The sequence below is a fragment of the Cupriavidus sp. C2SS-8b genome (assembly GCF_057073745.1).
Window position 1 is genome coordinate 2,929,177 of record NZ_CP172716.1, and the last position, 18,094, is coordinate 2,947,270.

The 18,094-nt window shown below is 64.6% G+C and carries 17 protein-coding genes; 7 read left to right on the plus strand and 10 right to left on the minus strand.

Annotation, left to right across the window (positions count from 1 at the left end):
- Positions 1-52 precede the first annotated feature (52 nt).
- From tgt to secF, 4 genes are all read left to right on the plus strand, one after another.
- Positions 53-1,183: a tRNA guanosine(34) transglycosylase Tgt gene (tgt, locus tag ACIGJB_RS13560; RefSeq protein WP_483730298.1), complete on the plus strand. Its 1,131-nt coding sequence runs from the start codon at positions 53-55 to the stop codon at positions 1,181-1,183.
- 185 nt (positions 1,184-1,368) lie between these two features.
- Positions 1,369-1,695: a preprotein translocase subunit YajC gene (gene yajC, locus ACIGJB_RS13565; protein ID WP_483709215.1), complete on the plus strand. Its 327-nt coding sequence runs from the start codon at positions 1,369-1,371 to the stop codon at positions 1,693-1,695.
- 196 nt (positions 1,696-1,891) lie between these two features.
- Complete coding sequence (gene secD / locus ACIGJB_RS13570; protein WP_483730299.1) at positions 1,892-3,757, plus strand: protein translocase subunit SecD; 1,866 nt, start codon at positions 1,892-1,894, stop codon at positions 3,755-3,757.
- A gap of 24 nt (positions 3,758-3,781) precedes the next feature.
- Positions 3,782-4,753, plus strand: coding sequence for a protein translocase subunit SecF (secF, locus tag ACIGJB_RS13575; RefSeq protein WP_483730300.1), 972 nt, complete (start codon positions 3,782-3,784; stop codon positions 4,751-4,753).
- Positions 4,754-4,837: 84 nt separating this feature from the next.
- Here the strand turns inward: secF and ACIGJB_RS13580 are convergent, their stop codons facing one another.
- From ACIGJB_RS13580 to purB, 8 genes are all read right to left on the minus strand, one after another.
- On the minus strand, positions 4,838-5,845 hold the full coding sequence (locus tag ACIGJB_RS13580) for a response regulator (protein WP_483730301.1): 1,008 nt from the start codon (positions 5,843-5,845) through the stop codon (positions 4,838-4,840).
- Positions 5,842-6,975, minus strand: a complete 1,134-nt coding sequence (locus tag ACIGJB_RS13585; RefSeq protein ID WP_483730302.1) for a hybrid sensor histidine kinase/response regulator — start codon at positions 6,973-6,975, stop codon at positions 5,842-5,844. The genes ACIGJB_RS13580 and ACIGJB_RS13585 overlap by 4 nt, the downstream gene beginning before the upstream one ends.
- A gap of 7 nt (positions 6,976-6,982) precedes the next feature.
- A complete protein-coding gene (locus ACIGJB_RS13590) occupies positions 6,983-8,314 on the minus strand; it encodes a sensor histidine kinase (RefSeq protein ID WP_483730303.1) in 1,332 nt (443 codons plus the stop codon).
- Positions 8,315-8,374: 60 nt separating this feature from the next.
- Positions 8,375-9,766, minus strand: a complete 1,392-nt coding sequence (locus ACIGJB_RS13595) for a class I SAM-dependent methyltransferase (protein ID WP_483730304.1) — start codon at positions 9,764-9,766, stop codon at positions 8,375-8,377.
- A 383-nt stretch (positions 9,767-10,149) separates the two neighbouring features.
- The gene (locus ACIGJB_RS13600) at positions 10,150-10,740 is read right to left on the minus strand and encodes a YceI family protein (protein ID WP_483730305.1); all 591 of its coding nucleotides are present in this window, start codon (positions 10,738-10,740) and stop codon (positions 10,150-10,152) included.
- Positions 10,741-10,825: 85 nt separating this feature from the next.
- The gene (locus ACIGJB_RS13605) at positions 10,826-11,398 is read right to left on the minus strand and encodes a YceI family protein (protein WP_483730306.1); all 573 of its coding nucleotides are present in this window, start codon (positions 11,396-11,398) and stop codon (positions 10,826-10,828) included.
- Positions 11,399-11,500: 102 nt separating this feature from the next.
- Positions 11,501-12,052 carry a cytochrome b gene (locus ACIGJB_RS13610; protein ID WP_483730307.1) on the minus strand — a complete coding sequence of 184 codons (552 nt, stop codon included), beginning with the start codon at positions 12,050-12,052 and terminating at the stop codon, positions 11,501-11,503.
- Positions 12,053-12,304: 252 nt separating this feature from the next.
- Positions 12,305-13,681, minus strand: a complete 1,377-nt coding sequence (gene purB, locus ACIGJB_RS13615) for an adenylosuccinate lyase (RefSeq protein ID WP_483730308.1) — start codon at positions 13,679-13,681, stop codon at positions 12,305-12,307.
- 374 nt (positions 13,682-14,055) lie between these two features.
- Between purB and ACIGJB_RS13620 the strand changes: the two genes are divergently transcribed.
- Complete coding sequence (locus tag ACIGJB_RS13620) at positions 14,056-14,670, plus strand: glutathione S-transferase family protein (protein WP_483730309.1); 615 nt, start codon at positions 14,056-14,058, stop codon at positions 14,668-14,670.
- 52 nt (positions 14,671-14,722) lie between these two features.
- On the opposite strand, the gene mnmA is transcribed toward ACIGJB_RS13620, so the two are convergent.
- Positions 14,723-15,811: a tRNA 2-thiouridine(34) synthase MnmA gene (mnmA, locus tag ACIGJB_RS13625; RefSeq protein ID WP_483730310.1), complete on the minus strand. Its 1,089-nt coding sequence runs from the start codon at positions 15,809-15,811 to the stop codon at positions 14,723-14,725.
- Positions 15,808-16,299 carry an NUDIX hydrolase gene (locus ACIGJB_RS13630; RefSeq protein WP_483730311.1) on the minus strand — a complete coding sequence of 164 codons (492 nt, stop codon included), beginning with the start codon at positions 16,297-16,299 and terminating at the stop codon, positions 15,808-15,810. The genes mnmA and ACIGJB_RS13630 overlap by 4 nt, the downstream gene beginning before the upstream one ends.
- Positions 16,300-16,545: 246 nt before the next feature.
- On the opposite strand from ACIGJB_RS13630, the gene ACIGJB_RS13635 reads away from it, so the two are divergent.
- Together ACIGJB_RS13635 and panD are read left to right on the plus strand one after the other, a co-directional pair.
- Positions 16,546-17,667: a Re/Si-specific NAD(P)(+) transhydrogenase subunit alpha gene (locus ACIGJB_RS13635; protein WP_483730312.1), complete on the plus strand. Its 1,122-nt coding sequence runs from the start codon at positions 16,546-16,548 to the stop codon at positions 17,665-17,667.
- A gap of 60 nt (positions 17,668-17,727) precedes the next feature.
- The gene (gene panD / locus ACIGJB_RS13640) at positions 17,728-18,090 is read left to right on the plus strand and encodes an aspartate 1-decarboxylase (protein ID WP_483709233.1); all 363 of its coding nucleotides are present in this window, start codon (positions 17,728-17,730) and stop codon (positions 18,088-18,090) included.
- Positions 18,091-18,094: the final 4 nt, after the last annotated feature.

Genomic DNA, 18,094 nt, shown 5'->3' on the forward strand with positions numbered 1-18,094 from the left:
ACCCGCAGATCCGCGCCAGCCCTGAAGCCAGAACCGAATTCCGAATCCCGCCATGCTCAACTTCGAACTCCTCACCACCGACGGCAACGCGCGCCGCGGCCGCGTTACCCTGAACCACGGCGTGGTCGAAACGCCCATCTTCATGCCGGTGGGCACCTATGGCTCGGTCAAGGCCATGTCGCCGCTCGAACTGAACGAGATCGGCGCCGAAATCATCCTGGGCAACACCTTCCACCTGTGGCTGCGCCCGGGGCTGGATGTGGTGAACGCGCATGAAGGCCTGCACCGCTTCATCGGCTGGGACAAGCCGATCCTGACCGACTCGGGCGGCTTCCAGGTGTTTTCGCTCGGCGATTTGCGCAAGATCACCGAAGATGGCGTCACGTTCGCATCGCCGGTCAATGGCGACAAGCTGTTCCTGTCGCCCGAGATTTCGATGCAGATCCAGCGCACGCTGAACTCGGACATCGTCATGCAGTTCGACGAATGCACGCCGTACGAGATCGAAGGCCGTCCCGCCACGCACGAAGAGGCGGCCAAGTCGATGCGCATGAGCCTGCGCTGGGCCAAGCGCTCGCGCGACGAGTTCGAGCGCCTGGCCAACCCGAATGCGCTGTTCGGCATCGTCCAGGGCGGCATGTTCGAAGACCTGCGCGATGAATCGCTGGCCGGCCTGTCGGAGCTGGACTTCCACGGTTTCGCCATCGGCGGCCTGTCGGTGGGCGAGCCCAAGGAAGACATGATGCGCGTGCTCGAGCACGTCGCGCCGCGCCTTCCGGCCAACAAGCCGCATTACCTGATGGGCGTGGGCACGCCTGAAGACCTGGTGGCAGGCGTGGCCGCCGGCGTCGACATGTTCGACTGCGTGATGCCGACCCGCAATGCGCGCAACGGCTGGCTCTTCACGCGCTTCGGCGACGTCAAGATCAAGAACGCCGCGCATCGCAACGACCCGCGCCCGCTCGACGAAAGCTGCGCCTGCTACACCTGCCGCAACTTCTCGCGCGCCTACCTGCACCACCTGCACCGCGTCGGCGAGATCCTGGGCGCGCGCCTGAACACCATCCACAACCTGCACTACTACCTGCAGCTGATGCGCGAAGTGCGCGAGTCGATCGAGCAACACCGCTTCAGCGACTTCCGCCGCCAGTTCGCCAGCGACCGCGCGCGCGGCGCGCGCTGAGCCGAGAACTTTCCCGCCCGGCATGGTCGAATACCGGGGTTGTGACGGCCTTGCCGCCTCTAGCGGCAAGTCGTCCAGAACGCACCCCGAACAAACCCGAATTCCGGCCTAGAATGCCGGGGCGTGACCGAGTCGGGTGATAGAATGGTCGATTACTTGAATGACTTTTGTGACGGAGAATCAACGTGCTGATTTCTAATGCATTCGCCCAGACCGCCGGTGCCGGCGGCGCAGCGGGTGGCCTGATGAGCTTCCTGCCCATCATCCTGATGTTCGGCGTGCTGTGGTTCATCATGATCCGCCCGCAGATGAAGCGCCAGAAGGAAAGCAAGGCCATGCTGGAAGCCCTCGCCAAGAACGACGAAGTCGTCACGGCCGGCGGCATCCTCGGCAAGGTGACCAAGGTGACCGACCAGTACGTCAGCCTGGAAATCGCCGCAGGCACCGAAATCACCGTGCAGAAGAACGCCGTGACCACGGTGCTGCCGAAGGGCTCGCTGAAGTCGCTCTGATTCCCGTTCGCGACACTGCCCTTTGTCTTTTCCGGCATGCCGCATGCGCATGCCCTGGCAGCCGCCTGATCAGCCCGTGGGCCCCTGATGGGCCTTCCCGTGGCGGCCAGGCGGCTGTTTGCCAACCGGTCCGGCCCCGCCGGCGTGCCCCTGGGGCCCCCGGCGAATCCGCCAACCGCAGAATGACTGGCCAGAGATGAATCGTTATCCGCTTTGGAAATATGTCGTGATCCTGGTGGCCCTGGCCATCGGCATCACCTACACGCTGCCGAATTTCTTCGGCGAGGCGCCCGCCGTGCAGGTCTCCTCCGGCAAGGCCACGGTCAAGGTGGACCTCTCCATGCAGAAGCATGTGGAAGAGATCCTGGCCCAGAACCAGCTCAAGCCTGACGGCGTGTTCTTCGATGTTTCGGGCCAGTCCGGCTCGGTCAAGGCGCGCTTTCGCACCACCGACGACCAGCTCAAGGCCAAGGACGTCCTGACGCGCACGCTCAACCCCGACGCGGCCGACCCGACCTACGTGGTCGCGCTGAACCTGCTCTCGGGCTCGCCGCGCTGGCTGACCGCCATGCACGCGCTGCCGATGTACCTGGGCCTGGACCTGCGCGGCGGCGTGCACTTCCTGCTGCAGGTCGACATGAAGGGCGCCGTCGACAAGAAGCTCGACAGCCTTTCGGGCGATGCCCGTACCCTGCTGCGCGACAAGAATATTCGCCACGGCGGCATCGACCGCGACGGCGACAAGCTGACCGTGCGCTTCAGCAATGCCGACGACGCCAACAAGGCGCGCGCCATCCTGGCCGACAACCTGCGCGAACTCGCCTTCGCCATGGACGGCAACAACGTGGTCGGCACCTTTACGGAAGCCGCCCGCAAGGCCGTGCAGGACGCCGCCGTCAAGCAGAACATCACGACCCTGCACAACCGCGTGAACGAGCTTGGCGTGGCCGAGCCCGTGATCCAGCAGCAAGGCGCCGACCGTATCGTGGTGCAGCTGCCCGGCGTGCAGGACACCGCCAAGGCCAAGGACATCATCGGCCGTACCGCCACGCTGGAAGCCCGCCTGGCCGATCCCGACGCGCCGCGCAACCCGCGCCCGGGCGACCCGGTGCCGTTTGGCGACGAACTGTTCACGCAAGGCAACGGCGCCCCGGTGATCCTGCGCAAGCAGGTGATCTTCACCGGCGACCGCATCGAAAGCGCGTCGGCCGGCTTCGACCAGAACCAGCGGCCGTCGGTCAACATCAAGCTCGACGCCCAGGGCGGCCGCGTGCTGCGCGACGTCTCGCGCGAGAACATCGGCAAGCCCATGGGCATCGTGCTGTTCGAAAAGGGCAAGGGCGAAGTCCTGACCGTGGCGACGATCCAGTCCGAACTCGGTTCGAGCTTCCAGATCACCGGCTCCTACTCGACCGAAGCCGCCAACGACCTGGCCCTGCTGCTGCGCGCCGGTTCGCTGGCCGCGCCGATGGAAATCATCGAGGAGCGCACCATCGGTCCGTCGCTGGGCGCGGACAACATCCAGAAGGGCTTTGACTCGGTCGCCTATGGCTTCGGCGCCATCGCCGTGTTCATGGTGCTGTACTACATGCTGTTCGGCGTGTTCTCGGTGGCGGCGCTGGGCATCAACCTGCTGCTGCTGATTGCGGTGCTGTCGATGCTGCAGGCCACGCTGACGCTGCCGGGCATTGCCGCGATCGCGCTGGTGCTGGGCATGGCCATCGACGCCAACGTGCTGATCAACGAGCGTATCCGCGAGGAACTGCGCGGGGGCGCCTCGCCGCAGATGGCGATCGCCGTCGGCTTCGAGCGCGCCTGGGCCACCATCCTGGACTCCAACGTGACCACGCTGATCGCGGGCCTGGCGCTGCTGGCCTTCGGCTCCGGTCCGGTGCGCGGCTTTGCCGTGGTGCACTGCCTGGGCATCCTGACCTCGATGTTCTCGGCGGTGTTCTTCAACCGCGGCCTGGTCAACCTCTGGTACGGCCGCAAGAAGAAGCTGCAGAGCGTGGCCATCGGCCAGATCTGGAAGCCGGGTGCGGACACCCCGGTCGCCAAGTAAGCACGGATACATCAGGACAACATCATGGAATTTTTCCGCATCCGGCGCGACATTCCGTTCATGAAGCACGCGTTGATCTTCAACGTGGTGTCCTTCCTGACGTTTGCCGCGGCCGTATTCTTCCTGTGGCACAAGGGCCTGCACCTGTCGATCGAGTTCACCGGCGGCACGGTGATGGAGGTCAACTACCAGCAGGCGGCCGACCTCGAAAAGATCCGCGGCCAGGTGGGCAAGCTCGGCTATAGCGACGTGCAGGTGCAGAACTTCGGCACCTCGCGCGACGTGATGATCCGCCTGCCGCTGCAGAAGGGCCCGGACGGCAAGCCCGTCACTTCCGCGCAGCAGAGCGAGCAGGTCATGGGCGCACTGCAGGTGGCCACACCTGACGTCAAGCTGCAACGCGTGGAGTTCGTCGGCCCGCAGGTCGGCAAGGAACTGGCCACCGACGGCCTGCTGGCCTTGCTGTGCGTGGTGATCGGCATCGTGATCTACCTGTCGTTCCGCTTCGAGTGGAAGTTCGCGGTGGCGGGCATCATCGCCAACCTGCACGACGTGGTGATCATCCTGGGCTTCTTCGCGTTCTTCCAGTGGGAATTCTCGCTGTCGGTGCTGGCGGCCATCCTGGCGGTGCTCGGCTACTCGGTGAACGAATCGGTCGTGATCTTCGACCGGATCCGCGAGGCCTTCCGCAAGTACCGCAAGATGACCACGCATGAGGTCATCGACCACGCGATCACCAGCACGATGTCGCGGACCATCATCACCCACGGCTCGACCGAAATGATGGTGCTGTCGATGTTCTTCTTCGGCGGCCCCACATTGCACTACTTCGCCCTGGCGCTGACGGTCGGTATCCTGTTCGGTATCTACTCGTCGGTGTTCGTTGCCGCGGCGCTGGCCATGTGGTTTGGCGTCAAGCGCGAAGACCTGGTCAAGGGGGACAAGAAGGCTGGAGGCACGGATCGCGATGATCCGAACTACGGCGCGCAGGCCTGATATCTGACGCTGGAGGAAAAAAAGCGCACCTTTTGGTGCGCTTTTTTGTTGCCTGAATCAAGGTTGCCCGACCAGGATGGCCGCTCACCCCCGTTCCGAAAACCGCTCGATCCAGATCGCCAGCCGGTCCGTCGAAAAGCTGGCCGTGCGTGTGCCGGCGCGGCAGGCAATGGTCTCGCCTTCGCGCGTGAACTGCAGCGCGCCGCCGGCTTCTTCGAGCCACAGCAGGCTGGCCAGCCACGCCGCATGCTGTGCCGAAACCGCCTCGCCCACCGGCTTGGCCAGGAATTCGCTGAGCGCGGACGGTGCGGTCCATACCACCGTCTCGCCTTCGCGTCGCACAGTGCTGTCGCCCTGCGCCTCGGCCACGACCTGCAGCGCGTCGGCGGCGCCGCGCCCGGCATGGCGCGTGCGCAAGGCCGCCAGCTGCGTCCCCACGGCATGGCCGAAGGTGCCGCTGCGCTCGCTCTCGGCGCCCACCAGGTCGGCATAGTCCATGCGCTGCCAGTCGGGTTCGGCATTGCGCGCGCCGCCCAGTTCCGTGCCGGCCAGGTAGGTCTCGACGGGTTGGAAGCGGCCCGGGCCGATCAGGCTCGCGCACAGCGCGTGGATCATGCCGATGCGCGTCGCCACGGTCTGGGTCTGCAGCACGCTCAGCTTTTCGCGCACGAGCTGGTCGCGCTCCTTGCGCAGGCCGGCCATCTCCAAAGCCTGCTTCAGTTCCATCCGCAGTGCGGTGATATCCCACGGCTTCTTGATGTAGCGGTGGATCTGCCCCTGGTTGACGGCCTCGACGGTCTGGTCCAGTTCCGAATACGCGGTGGTCAGGATCCGCACGATATGCGGATAGCGCTCGCGCGCATGGCGCAGCAGCTCGTTGCCATACTCGCCCGGCATGCGCTGGTCGGACACCAGTACCGCGAGGCTGTCGGCGTGCGCTTCGAGCAGTGCCTTGCCTTCCTCCACCGAGCCGGCGGTCACCACAGGGGCCAGCGCGCCGATCGCGCGCTGGAAATATTTGACGGCCGTGGCTTCGTCGTCGACGAACAGAATCGCCGGGGGTGGTGCCTGGGTGGCATTCGGTTCGTTCATCGGTCACTCCTGTTCATTCGATTCTTGAAATTTGGGAAGTCCAGCGTCACGGTCGTGCCGGCTCCGGAGGCTGAGGCGATCCGGATGCCGCCGCCAAACGACTGCATGACGCGGTTGCAGAAAATCATGCCGAGGCCGCTGCCGCCGGCCCCCGCGTGGGTGGTGACGGGGTCCACGAGCAGGCGCTCCATCACCTCGGGCGGAATCCCGGGGCCGTTGTCGCAGATGCGGATCTCCTGCCGCGGCTTCGACACCACGACAAAGCGCAGCAGGGGCGCGCCGACGTCGCCAAGCGCCCGCAGTGCATTGCTCATGACCGAGGAAAGCACCAGCGCCACGCAGTTGGGCAGCGTCTGCACGGGAAAATCGCCGTGCATCTCCACCTGGACCCAGTTGCGCTGGTCGGCATTGAACGGATAGCTATCGAGCAGCGACGCGACCAGCGCGCCCGCGCTCACTTCCGTGCCCGGCTCCTGCCGCGCCGGCGTACTGCCCGCACTGCTGCGCACCGATTGCAGGAACGATGACAGCACCGCCAGGCAATACTGGGCGTTGTCACGCATGGCGCTGGCGGCCTGGCCGATCTCGCCCTGGCGCTGCGCGGTGTATTCGGCCGTCACGCGCCCCTCGATGCCGCGTGCGAAATTGGCAATGGCCGCGAGCGGCGTATTCAGCTCGTGGGCCAGGAAGGCCAGCGTTTCGTCGATCGCCATCAGCCGCTGCTGCCGCAGGGCCCGCTCGCGAGAGCGCTCCACGGCCAGGCGCAGGACGTTGCGCACATCGCCGACGCTCAGTGGCTTTTCCAGGATGCGGAACACTTCGCCGCTGTTGACGGTCTGCAGCAGCACGTCCTTGTCGGCATACGCCGTGACGAGAATGCGGACGATCTGCGGGAATTCCTCGGCCACCTGGCGCAACAGGTCGCCGCCATCGCGTCCCGGCATGCGGAAATCGGTCACCAGGATGGCCGTGCGCGTGCCGGCGCCACGCAGGATGTCGATCGCCTCATCGGCGCCGGCGGCGGTCAGGACTTCATACTCGTTGCCCACGGCGCGCGCAAAGTACTTGAGCGCCATGTCTTCATCGTCGACGTAGAGCACGGTCGGCCGTGCCTGCTGGACTTCGCTCATGGCCAGATCACTCCGCGCGCGGCAGGTCGAAACTGAAGGCAGCCCACTTGCCGAATTCGCTCTCGACAAACAGCTGGCCGCCGTGCCGCTCGATCACCGCATAGCTGATCGACAGGCCCAGCCCCAGCCCCTGCCCTACGTCGCGCGTCGTAAAGAACGGCTCGAACACGCGCGCCAGGTTCTCCGGCGCAATGCCCGGGCCGTTGTCCTGGACTCGCACATGCAGGCGGCTTTCGACCCAACGGATCGTGGTATGGATGGCCGGCGCCACCGTGCCTGCCTTGCGCATCGCCAGCGCGGCATTGGAGAACAGGTTGATCAGCACGCCGATGACGGCCGCTTCGTCGCCGAGCACCAGCGTGTCGTCGGGCAGTTCGCGCGTCATCTTGACGCCGCGCAGCTCGTGGGCCGTGAGGCGGATCGAGGAATCGAGCGCCTTCTCGAACAGGAACGGCGTGCCTTCGACCTCGGCCCCGGGCTTGCGGTAGGCGAAGGTCTTCAGGTCCGACACGATATGCTGGATGCGCTGCATGCCCTGCTTGGCATCGACCAGGCATTCCTCCAGCGACGGATTTTCCTTGGCCTGCGGCTCTTCCATGGCCACCTCGATGGCCATCAGGCAAAAGTTGACCGGATTGTTCACCTCATGCAGCAGGCCTGCGGCGAGCGTACCGATGGCCGCCATCTTTTCCTGCTGCAGCATCTGGCCCTTGATGTCGACGAGCTTGCGGTTGATGACTTCCAGCTCGGCGTTCTTTTCGGCCACCTCGTCCTTGAGCCGGAACAGCATGAAGCGCGCGCGCTCGTTGAAGAAGGTATAGACCCCGCTGGCCGCCGCGGCGAACAGCAGGAACAGCGAATTGGCGATAAAGGCCCCCATCGGCTCGATGCCGCCGGGATGCAGCAGGCAAGCCAGCGCATACAGCAGGTACGAGAGAATGCCGAACACCAGGTTCTGCCACAGCCCGAATGGCAGCGCGATGCCCGAGGCGAAGATCGCGAGGTTGAGCCCCACGTAGTACGGCGATTCCACGCCCTCGGTCTGCGAAATCATCCACGCGATCATGACCTGCGGCAGCAGCAGCCAGGTCAGCGTGAGCCACGGCGCAAAACGCCGCCCCGCTGCGCTGTACAGCGCGACCACCACGCCGGCAATCAGCAGCGACACCACCACGCGCGCGAGCCCGAACGCGAGTTGCTGCTGCGGGTACTGACCGTAGTCCAGCCCTACCCCAAGCAGAACGAGCACGATGGCGGTATAGGCGCCGCCGCGGCTGAACGCGAGGCGAAAATCGGCCAATTCGGACTGGTAGCCCGCATATAGTTGGTTCGTACTCATGACCTGGTCCGGTGGTACACCGTCGCAGCCAGCGGACTGGCGCAGGTGCACGTCAGTGCCTCATTGAATGGTCGCTTCGGCAAACACGTTGACGCCGGTGTCATCGACATAGATGCGGTGCTCGCGCGAGTTCTCGGGCAGCAGCGCCGCCATGCCCGCGCCGTCCCGATAGATCAGGTACCACTCGAGCAGGTGCTCCATGCCGAACTTCTCCGGATTGTCCGCATGCACGTTGGTGACGAGCAACTGCCCGCCTAACCGGGTGCGCGATGCAAAGTACGACAGCAACCGCGAACATACCTTGTCGGAAAGGTAGTCGAAGAGGCCCGCGCAATAGACGGCATCGAACTCCCGGGCATCGAGATCGTCCGGGGCGATGCGCCGCTTGAGCAGTTCATGCACTGACTGGTGAACCATCTCCACGGAGACCTTGTGGCCCGCCTGCGCGGCGGCGCTCTCGATCGAAGCCTTGGTGTATTCGAGGGTCTCTTCGCTGAAGTCGACGAGCTGAAACGACAGCATTTCCGGGTGCTCGTATTCACGGACAAAGCGCTGGATCTCGAAGGCCGGGCCGCACCCCACGTTCAGCACGCGGAACGGCCGCGCGGCCTGCCTGGCCCGCTCGGCCTGGAGCGTCAGAAAATTGATCAGCAGGTCGATACGGTTGCGGTGGGCCGTGGCCACCGCCGCCTTGAGAAAAGCGGTGTTGACGATCTGGAAGTAGGTGGTGGGCCCCTGCTGCGGATCGCCCAGGATCTGGTTCACCATCTCGTAGTCGCCCGCGTAGCCGAGCGGCTTGGTGAAGGTCCGGTAAACGAATGGCGCACGCAGCAACAGCGGATGCAGCGCCGCCTGGGCGTAGGTGCGGTGCACCGGGGCGATTTCCGGATCGACGCGCTGCGCCTCTTCCTCGAGCCAGTCGAGATAGCGCTTGGTGCGGCCCATGATCGGCGTGGCGAGTTCGTAGAACACGTCTTCGCGCAGACGGCCATCCACTTTGGGCAGCGACTCAGTCAGGTCGACCTGCTCCACCCAGCGCGACACTTCGGAAAGGAACGCACGCATCTCGTTGACCACGATCTGGTAATCGCGCCGGATGTTGAAGCGCGCGTCCCAGTCCTGTACGAACAGCTCGGCCTCTCGGGCGACCGATTTGGGCTCGTTGTTCAGGTCGGTGAGCTCCCGCCATTCGTCGATCAGCGTCAGCGACACCACCGCGGTCAGGCCGGTATTCACCAAGCTCATGACCACGGCCTTGCCAAGGTAGGCGTTCTTTGCCCCCATCCGCACACTGAGTTCGCTCAGCACCTCGCTGACCTGCACGATCGAATACGGATTGTAGATTTCCATCACCAGAGCTTTTCTCTGGAGATTGATGATCGTGCCCCGCACCTGCTCGCCCTGCGAGTTGCGAAAGCTGACTACCGGATCGATTTGCGTTTTTGAATACACGGTATTACGCCAGGGAAATCCGAGAAAGGCTGGAGGCCATGCAGCCGGACGGACCGGGTGGCCAGGTACAGCACAGGAAGGGCGACAGGGTCGCGGAGACGGCTACCGTTTTCGGAATGTACAGCGAATGCTCATGTCGGGTGCGCGAATGCCTGTTGGAGGCTTGGTCACCGGAGGTTCGCGCCCCGGTTTCCTGCCTGGATCGGGAAGAATCTGATTCAAGACAATTTGCTGCGGGTCATTGTACTGTGGCAAGAGCGGCCCATACAACCAAGTGGATGAAACGCCCCCCTACTCCCCAGTACATGTGTGGGCATGCATGCGGCAAATAAAAAAGGCCGGCAAGGCCGGCCTTCTCAAATTGGGCTGCAGCGCCCCAGGCATTACTCCGCGCGGACGCCTTCGACCTGGATCGCCAGCTTGACCTGCGGGTTGAAGCCCATCTTCACGCCATAGTCGAGACCGAAGTCGGCACGGTTGAACTGGCCAACCGCGTCGGCGCCGCAAGCCTCGCGCTTGAGCATCGGGTGCTGGATGCACTTGAAGTCGCGGATTTCCAGCTTGACCGGCTTGGACACGCCGCGCAGGGTCAGCACGCCGTCCACTTCGGTCGGGACGTCGCCCTTGAACTTGCTGAACTTGCCCTTGTAGCTGGCTTCCGGGAAGGCCTCGACATCGAACATGTCCGGGCTCTTGGCGTGCTGGTTCAGCTTGGCATTGCCGAAATCGATCGAGGCCGGGTCGATCTTGACCTCCACCGTGCCGCTCTTGGCGACGCGATCCAGCGTGACAACGCCGGTGGACTTGTCGAACTTGCCGCGCCAGGTCGACAGGCCGCCAAGGTGGTCAGCCTCGAAGCTCGGGTAAGTGTGGGTCGGATCGAGGTTATAGGTCACGGTGTTGGCCGAAGCCACGCCGAAGGCGGCGGTTGCAGCAACGGCCGCCACGGCGGTCATGAGGGTACGCAGTTTCATGGGATCTCCCGACAAAAGGTTGGAGAGGAACATCAACGGGAATGGCAACAGCTGTTCAGTTCGAGAAGACCGGCGCAGCCGGGCTTCACTTCTTTGCTGCCGTCACGATACGGAACTTGATCTGCACGTCGTCGGCGACCACGGAAGTATCCTTCCATTCGCCGTCGCCGATATTGAAGGCCGTGCGCTTGATCGGCAGCACGCCTTCGAACACCTGGGCAGCGCCGTCCTGGCGATACGTGGCCGGGATGACGATGTCCTGGGTTTTGCCCTTGATGGTGAGCTTGCCGGCCACCTCGTACTTGCCCGGCGTGCCGTTCTTGATGCTGGTGGACTGGAACACGGCCTTCGGGTACTTCGCCGCGTCGAACCAGTCCTTGCCCTTCACTTCCTTGGTGGTCTCGGCGTCGGCGATCTCGAAGCTCGCCACGTCGATCTCGACTTTGGCCGACGACGTCGCTAGCTTGGCGGGATCGAAGTCGACGTTGGCGTCAAACTTCTTGAACTTGCCTTCCATGGGCACGCCGATCTGGCGCGCCACCGCGGTCACCGAGCTCTTGGCCGTATCGATCTGCGCCCAGGCAAGGTTGGCGGCGACTCCGGTGGTGGCCAGCACGGCGGCCAGCAGCAGCGAACCGGGGCGGGGAATGCGTTTCATCAATGACTCCTGTCAGTGGGCGGCGCCCTGCGCCGCGCATCAGAACCGAAATGGGATTTCCCGAACAGCAACGACCGGAGCGACCTGCTCCGGTCGCGAGGCCTAGCGCAGGAACGGCAGCATGCGGCCAAGCGTGCCGTCGCGATCGACGACCTGGTGCTTGATGGCAGCGGCCGCGTGCACCGCCACCACGCCCGCCATCAGGTAGTTCAGCGCGACATGCGCGACCTTGAAGACGGCCTTGAGCTCTTCATTGGTCTCGATCAGCACCGGCATTTTCCACAGGCCCAGGTAGACCACGGGCACGCCAGCTGCCATGCTGTACAGGTAACCGGTGACCGGCACCACGATGATCAGCATGTAAAGCAGGTGGTGGGCGCCCGCGGCGGCCTTGGCCTGCCATGCCGGCGTGCCCGGGGCGACCGGTGGCGCGGCATGGGTGGCGCGCCAGAGCACGCGCAGCACGGCGATGATGAACACGGTCACGCCGAGCCATTTATGCCACGAGAACAGCTTGAGCTTGGTCGGCGTCAGCCCGGGGATGCCGGTCATGTACCAGCCGAGCCCGAAGGCGGCGAAGATCAGCAAGGCAATGATCCAGTGCAGGCCGATGGCCGTGGCACCGTAGCCGGTAGCAGTAGCGTTCGAACGCATCAAATTCCTCAGCCCTTGTCGCGGGCATTTCACAATCTTTGGGCAAGTCTGCAACGGGAAATGTGGCCCCGCGCTTCAGATTCTCGCATTATTGCGGCGGAGTGTGCGCGCATGCAGGACAGTCCTTAATTAAGTTATTCAAATGATTTGAAGTGGCATTCTGTCGCTGGGTGCGTCCCCACCGTTCCCATCGAAACAAGCAAAAAAAGCCACCCGATCGGGTGGCTTTTTTGCTTCAAGCGGGGAGGCGCGTCAGATCCGCTCGGCCAGAACGATAGCCTTGCCGATGTAGCTCGCCGGCGTCATGGCCAGCAGCAGGTCCTTGGCGTCCTGCGGAATGGCCAGGCCGGTGATGAACGTCTGCAGCGCCTCGCGCGAGATGCCCTTGCCGCGGGTCAGCTCCTTGAGCTGCTCGTACGGGTTGGGCACGCCGAAGCGGCGCATTACGGTCTGCACCGGCTCGGCCAGCACTTCCCAGCAGTTGTCGAGGTCTTCGTTGAGGCGTTCCGGGTTGGTTTCCAGCTTGCCCAGGCCACGCAGGCAGGCCTCGTAGGCCAGCAGGCCGTAGCCGAAGGCCACGCCGATATTGCGCAGCACGGTCGAATCGGTCAGGTCACGCTGCCAGCGCGACACCGGCAGCTTCTCCGACAGGTGGCGCAGCAATGCGTTGGCCAGGCCCAGATTGCCTTCGGAGTTCTCGAAGTCGATCGGGTTGACCTTGTGCGGCATGGTCGACGAGCCGATCTCGCCGGCCTTGGTCTTCTGCTTGAAGTAGCCGACCGAGATATAGCCCCAGATGTCGCGGTTCAGGTCGAGCAGGATGGTGTTGGCACGCGCCACGGCGTCGAACAGCTCGGCCATGTAGTCGTGCGGTTCGATCTGGATGGTGTACGGGTTGAAGGTCAGGCCCAGGCGGGTTTCGATGACCTGCTTCGAAAACGCTTCCCAATCGAAGGTCGGGTAGGCCGACAGGTGCGCGTTGTAGTTGCCCACGGCGCCGTTCATCTTGCCGAGCAGCTCCACGCGCTCGATGCGTTCGATGGCGCGCGCCAGGCGCGCGGCCACGTTGGCCATTTCCTTGCCGAGCGTGGTCGGGCTGGCCGGCTGGCCGTGGGTGCGCGACAGCATCGGCTGGGCGGCGTTGGCCTTGGCCAGTTCCACCAGGCGGGCCTGCACGCGCTTGAGCGCCGGCACCACCACGCCTTCACGGGCACCCTTGAGCATCATGCCGTGCGAGGTGTTGTTGATGTCTTCCGAGGTGCAGGCGAAGTGGATAAACTCGCTGGCCGCTTCCAGCTCGGCGTTGCCCTTGACCTGCTCCTTGAGCCAGTACTCGACCGCCTTGACGTCGTGGTTGGTGACGGCTTCGATTTCCTTGATGCGGGCCGCATCGGCTTCGGAGAAGTTATCGACCAGCGCCAGCAGCGCGGCTTCCGAGGCTGCGGAGAATTTCGGCATATCGGGGAGGCCGGCCTGCGCCAGTGCGATCAGCCAGTGCACTTCGACCTTGACGCGGTTGCGCATGAAGGCCGCTTCGGACAGCCATTCGCGCAGCGCATCGGCCTTGGAGGCATAGCGGCCATCGATGGGGGACAGGGCGGTGAGCGGCGAAAGCGAAGAGGTGGACATGCTGGCAACCGGGGAAAAATGAGGGCGAGTACGGGATGGATCGCAGGCGCGCCAGGCGTGGGGGACACCCCGCGGGCAACTGGCAAGCGGCCGATGCGCCGCACCGCGCGAATTCCGCAGCGAACGGCGCTGACGGACCGGCGCCGCGCAACGGGCGATTTTACCACCCATGCCGCCGTCCCGGGGCAACGCTATAGCATGGCCATGGGGCATCCGTGCGGGAGACCTCGTTCGCCATGCGGCGCGGGTATACTCGCGCTCGCCGTTCCATTAGCCTGTTATGAAGTGCATCGGGCAAGCGCTGAAAGCCAGGGGCTCCTGCGCCGCTTGCCGCCGAGCGTCGATGCACTTCATAACAAGCTCGAGGGGAGAAAATGAAGCTGTTCGCGTCCCAGACCAGTCCCTACGCGCGCAAGGTGCGCGTAGTGATGGCGGAAAAGAAGATCGACTACCAGTTGATCGAAGAGAACGTCTGGTCATCCGATACGGTGATCGGCCAATACAATCCGCTCGGCAAGGTGCCCTGCCTGGTCATGGAGGACGGCACCTCGATCTACGACTCGCGCGTGATTGTCGAATACGTCGACACGCTGACGCCGGTCAGCCGCCTGATTCCGCAAGGCGGCCGCGAACGCCTGGAAGTGCATTGCTGGGAAGCGCTGGCCGATGGCCTGCTCGATGCCGCGCTGCTGGCGCGCCTGGAAAACACCCAGCGCGAACCGCACGAGCGCAGCGAGCGCTGGGTGCAGCGCCAGCTTGGCAAGATTGACGCCGCACTGGCCGCCATGTCGAACGACCTGGCCGATCGCCCGTGGTGCAGCGGCAACCACTATTCGCTCGCCGACGTGGCCGTGGGCTGTGCGCTGTCCTACCTGGACTTCCGCTTCCCGGAAATCCACTGGCGCGAGCGCCATCCGAACCTGGCGGCGTACCACGAGAAACTCGCCAAGCGCCAGTCGTTCATCGACACGGAACCACCGGCGGTCTGATCATGGCGCCAGCGAAAAACGCTCGCATGCGCGAGCGTTTTTCGCTTTCAGGTTACTGCGCCGACTGGATAATGCCGCCGCCCAGGCAGACATCGCCGTCATACAGCACCGCCGACTGGCCCGGCGTCACCGCCCACTGCGCCTCGGCAAACGCGAGACTGAGCGTGTCGCCATCGACCCCATCGACCACGCACGGCGCATCGCTCTGGCGGTAGCGCGTCTTCGCCGCCATGGCGGCACCGGCAGCAGGCGGCTCGCCCGCCACCCAGGACAGGTCAGCCGCGGCCAGCGTGGGCGTGAGCAGCCACGGATGATCGTGGCCCTGCACGACATACAGCGTATTGCTGGCCATGTCCTTGCGCGCCACATACCACGCGTCGCCGTTGCCGTCGCGGCTGCCGCCCAGGCCGATGCCCTTGCGCTGCCCGAGCGTGTAGAAGGCCAGCCCGATATGCTCGCCAACCACCTTGCCATCGGGCGTCTTCATCGGCCCCGGCTTGGTCGGAAGGTAGCGGTTCAGGAAATCGCGGAACGGCCGCTCGCCGATAAAGCAGATGCCGGTCGAGTCCTTCTTCTTCGCGTTGGGCAGGCCGATCTCGGCGGCGATCTCGCGCACGCGCGTCTTCGGCATCTCGCCCAGCGGGAACAGCGTGCGCGAAAGCTGCGCCTGGTTCAGGCGATGCAGGAAGTAGCTCTGGTCCTTGGTGTGGTCCACCGCCTTGAGCAGCTCGAAACGGCCCGCCGCGTTCTGCCGCACGCGCGCATAGTGGCCCGTGGCGATGGTTTCCGCGCCCAGCGACATGGCGTGGTCGAGAAAGGCCTTGAACTTGATCTCGGCATTGCACAGCACGTCGGGGTTCGGCGTGCGCCCAGCGGAATACTCGCGCAGGAAATCCGCGAACACGCGGTCCTTGTACTCGGCGGCAAAGTTCACGGCCTCGACGTCCACGCCGATCAGGTCGGCCACCGACACCACGTCGAGCCAGTCCTGCCGCGTGGAGCAGTATTCGCTGTCGTCGTCGTCTTCCCAGTTCTTCATGAACAGGCCGATGACCTCATAGCCCTGCTGCTTGAGCAGCCACGCGGTCACCGACGAATCGACCCCGCCCGACATGCCGACCACGACCCGCTTGCCGCTCACAATGCGTCTCCGGTGGCCAGCACGGACGGGTGCGTGTAAAGCGCATCGAGCGCAAAGCGCTTGCCGGCCAGATAGTCGTCGATGCAGGCCAGCACCAGCGGCGTGCGGTGGCGCTCGGGGCAGGCGCGGATCTCGTCGGCGCTCATCCAAACGGTGCGCACGATGCCGGTATCGAGCTGGCGGCCCGCGTCGAGCGAGCCGAGGTCGCCGGTGAAGGCAAAGCGCACATAGGTCACATCTGAATCGGTGCGCGACGACGCCGCGCGGCCCATGTAGCAGCCCAGCAGCGCGCGTGGCTCGAAGGTGTGCGCGGTCTCCTCCAGCGTTTCGCGGATGACGGCGCGGATCAGGCTTTCGCCGGGATCCAGGTGGCCCGCCGGCTGGTTCAGCCGCAGGCCGTCACGGGTTTCTTCTTCCACCAGCAGGAACCGCCCGCCGCGCTCGATGACCGCGGCAACCGTCACGCTGGCATTCCAGTCACGTGGCATGATGCACATTTTTTAGGCAATTCGGCATTTTACCGGTTGCGCGGGCATTGTGCACCGCGGCGGGGGCGGTCCGAACCGTCTCGCTGCCCCCCTTCCAATACCCGACCGATCAGTCACCAACAATGGTCAGATTCCTGTAAGCTGCGTGAAAAATTGTGCGCTGCGGGTGTCAACAACCGTTGGCGCGCAACGGGCCAGACGTCGGCCCGCCCATCAGATATGACGCCAGCAAAGGAGAAATTGACGATGTACATCGGCATCCCGCAGGAGACGCGGGCCGGCGAGACGCGTGTCGCCGCCACCCCTGAAACCGTCAAGAAGTATGTCGCCCAGGGCCACAAGGTCGTGGTGCAGGCGGGTGCCGGCGTACGGGCCAGCCAGCCCGACAGCGCCTACGAGGCCGTCGGCGCCACCATCGGCAGCGCCGCCGAGGCGCTTGGCGCCAGCCTGGTGCTGAAGGTGCGCGCGCCGGAAGCCGAGGAGCTGGCCCAGATGAAGCCGGGCTCGGTGCTGGTGGGCATGCTCAATCCGTTCGATGTCGAGAACAATGCGCGCATGGCGGCGGCATCGATCACCGCCTTCGCGCTCGAAGCCGCGCCCCGCACCACGCGCGCGCAGAGCATGGACGTGCTCTCCTCGCAGGCCAATATCGCCGGCTACAAGGCCGTGCTGATTGCCGCGCACCATTACCAGCGCTTCATGCCGATGCTGATGACCGCCGCGGGCACCGTCAAGGCGGCGCGCGTATTGATCCTTGGCGCCGGCGTGGCTGGGCTGCAGGCCATCGCCACGGCCAAGCGCCTGGGCGCGGTGATCGAGGCCTCCGACGTGCGCCCGGCCGTGAAGGAACAGATCGAATCGCTCGGCGGCAAGTTCCTGGACGTGCCGTTCATCACCGACGAAGAACGCGAAATTGCCCAAGGCGTCGGCGGCTATGCCCGCCCGATGCCGCCGGACTGGATGCGCCGCCAGGCAGAACTGGTGCACGAGCGCGCCAAGCAGGCTGACATCATCATCACCACCGCGCTAATCCCGGGCCGCAAGGCACCCGTGCTGCTGCAGGAAACGACCGTGCAGCAGATGAAGCCCGGCTCGGTCGTGGTCGACCTGGCCGCCGCGCAAGGCGGCAACTGCCCGCTGACCGTAGCCGACGAAGTGGTCGAGCGCCATGGCGTCACCCTGATCGGGCACACCAACCTCGCCAGCATGGTGGCGGCCGACGCCTCGGCGCTCTATGCCCGCAACGTGCTGGATTTCCTCAAGCTGGTCATCGACAAGGAAGGCCAGTTCGCGCTGAACCTCGAAGACGACATCGTCGCAGCCTGCCTGATGTGCAACAGCGGCGAAGTCGTGCGCAAGGCGGCGTGAGTCTTCCCGGCGCCCGCGGGCGCCGGCTGCATTCCGCATCAATATAAGGACGTATCACCCATGCAACGCATCATGCTCCGCGCCAAGCTCCACCGCGTCACCGTGACGCAGGCGGACCTCCACTACGAGGGTTCGTGCGGCATCGATGAGGACCTGCTCGAAGCTGCCGACATGAAGGAGTTCGAGAAGATCGACCTGTACAACGTGCAGAACGGCGAACGCTTCTCCACCTACATCATCAAGGGCCGGCGCGGCAGCGGCGAGATCTCGCTCAACGGCGCCGCCGCGCGCCGCGCGCATATCGGCGACCATCTGATCATCTGCACTTACGCGCCGATGACCGAAGAGCAGATCGCCACGTACAAGCCGAAGATCATCCTGGTCGACGAGAAGAACGGCATCAAGGAAATCAAGAAGGTGTAAGCCC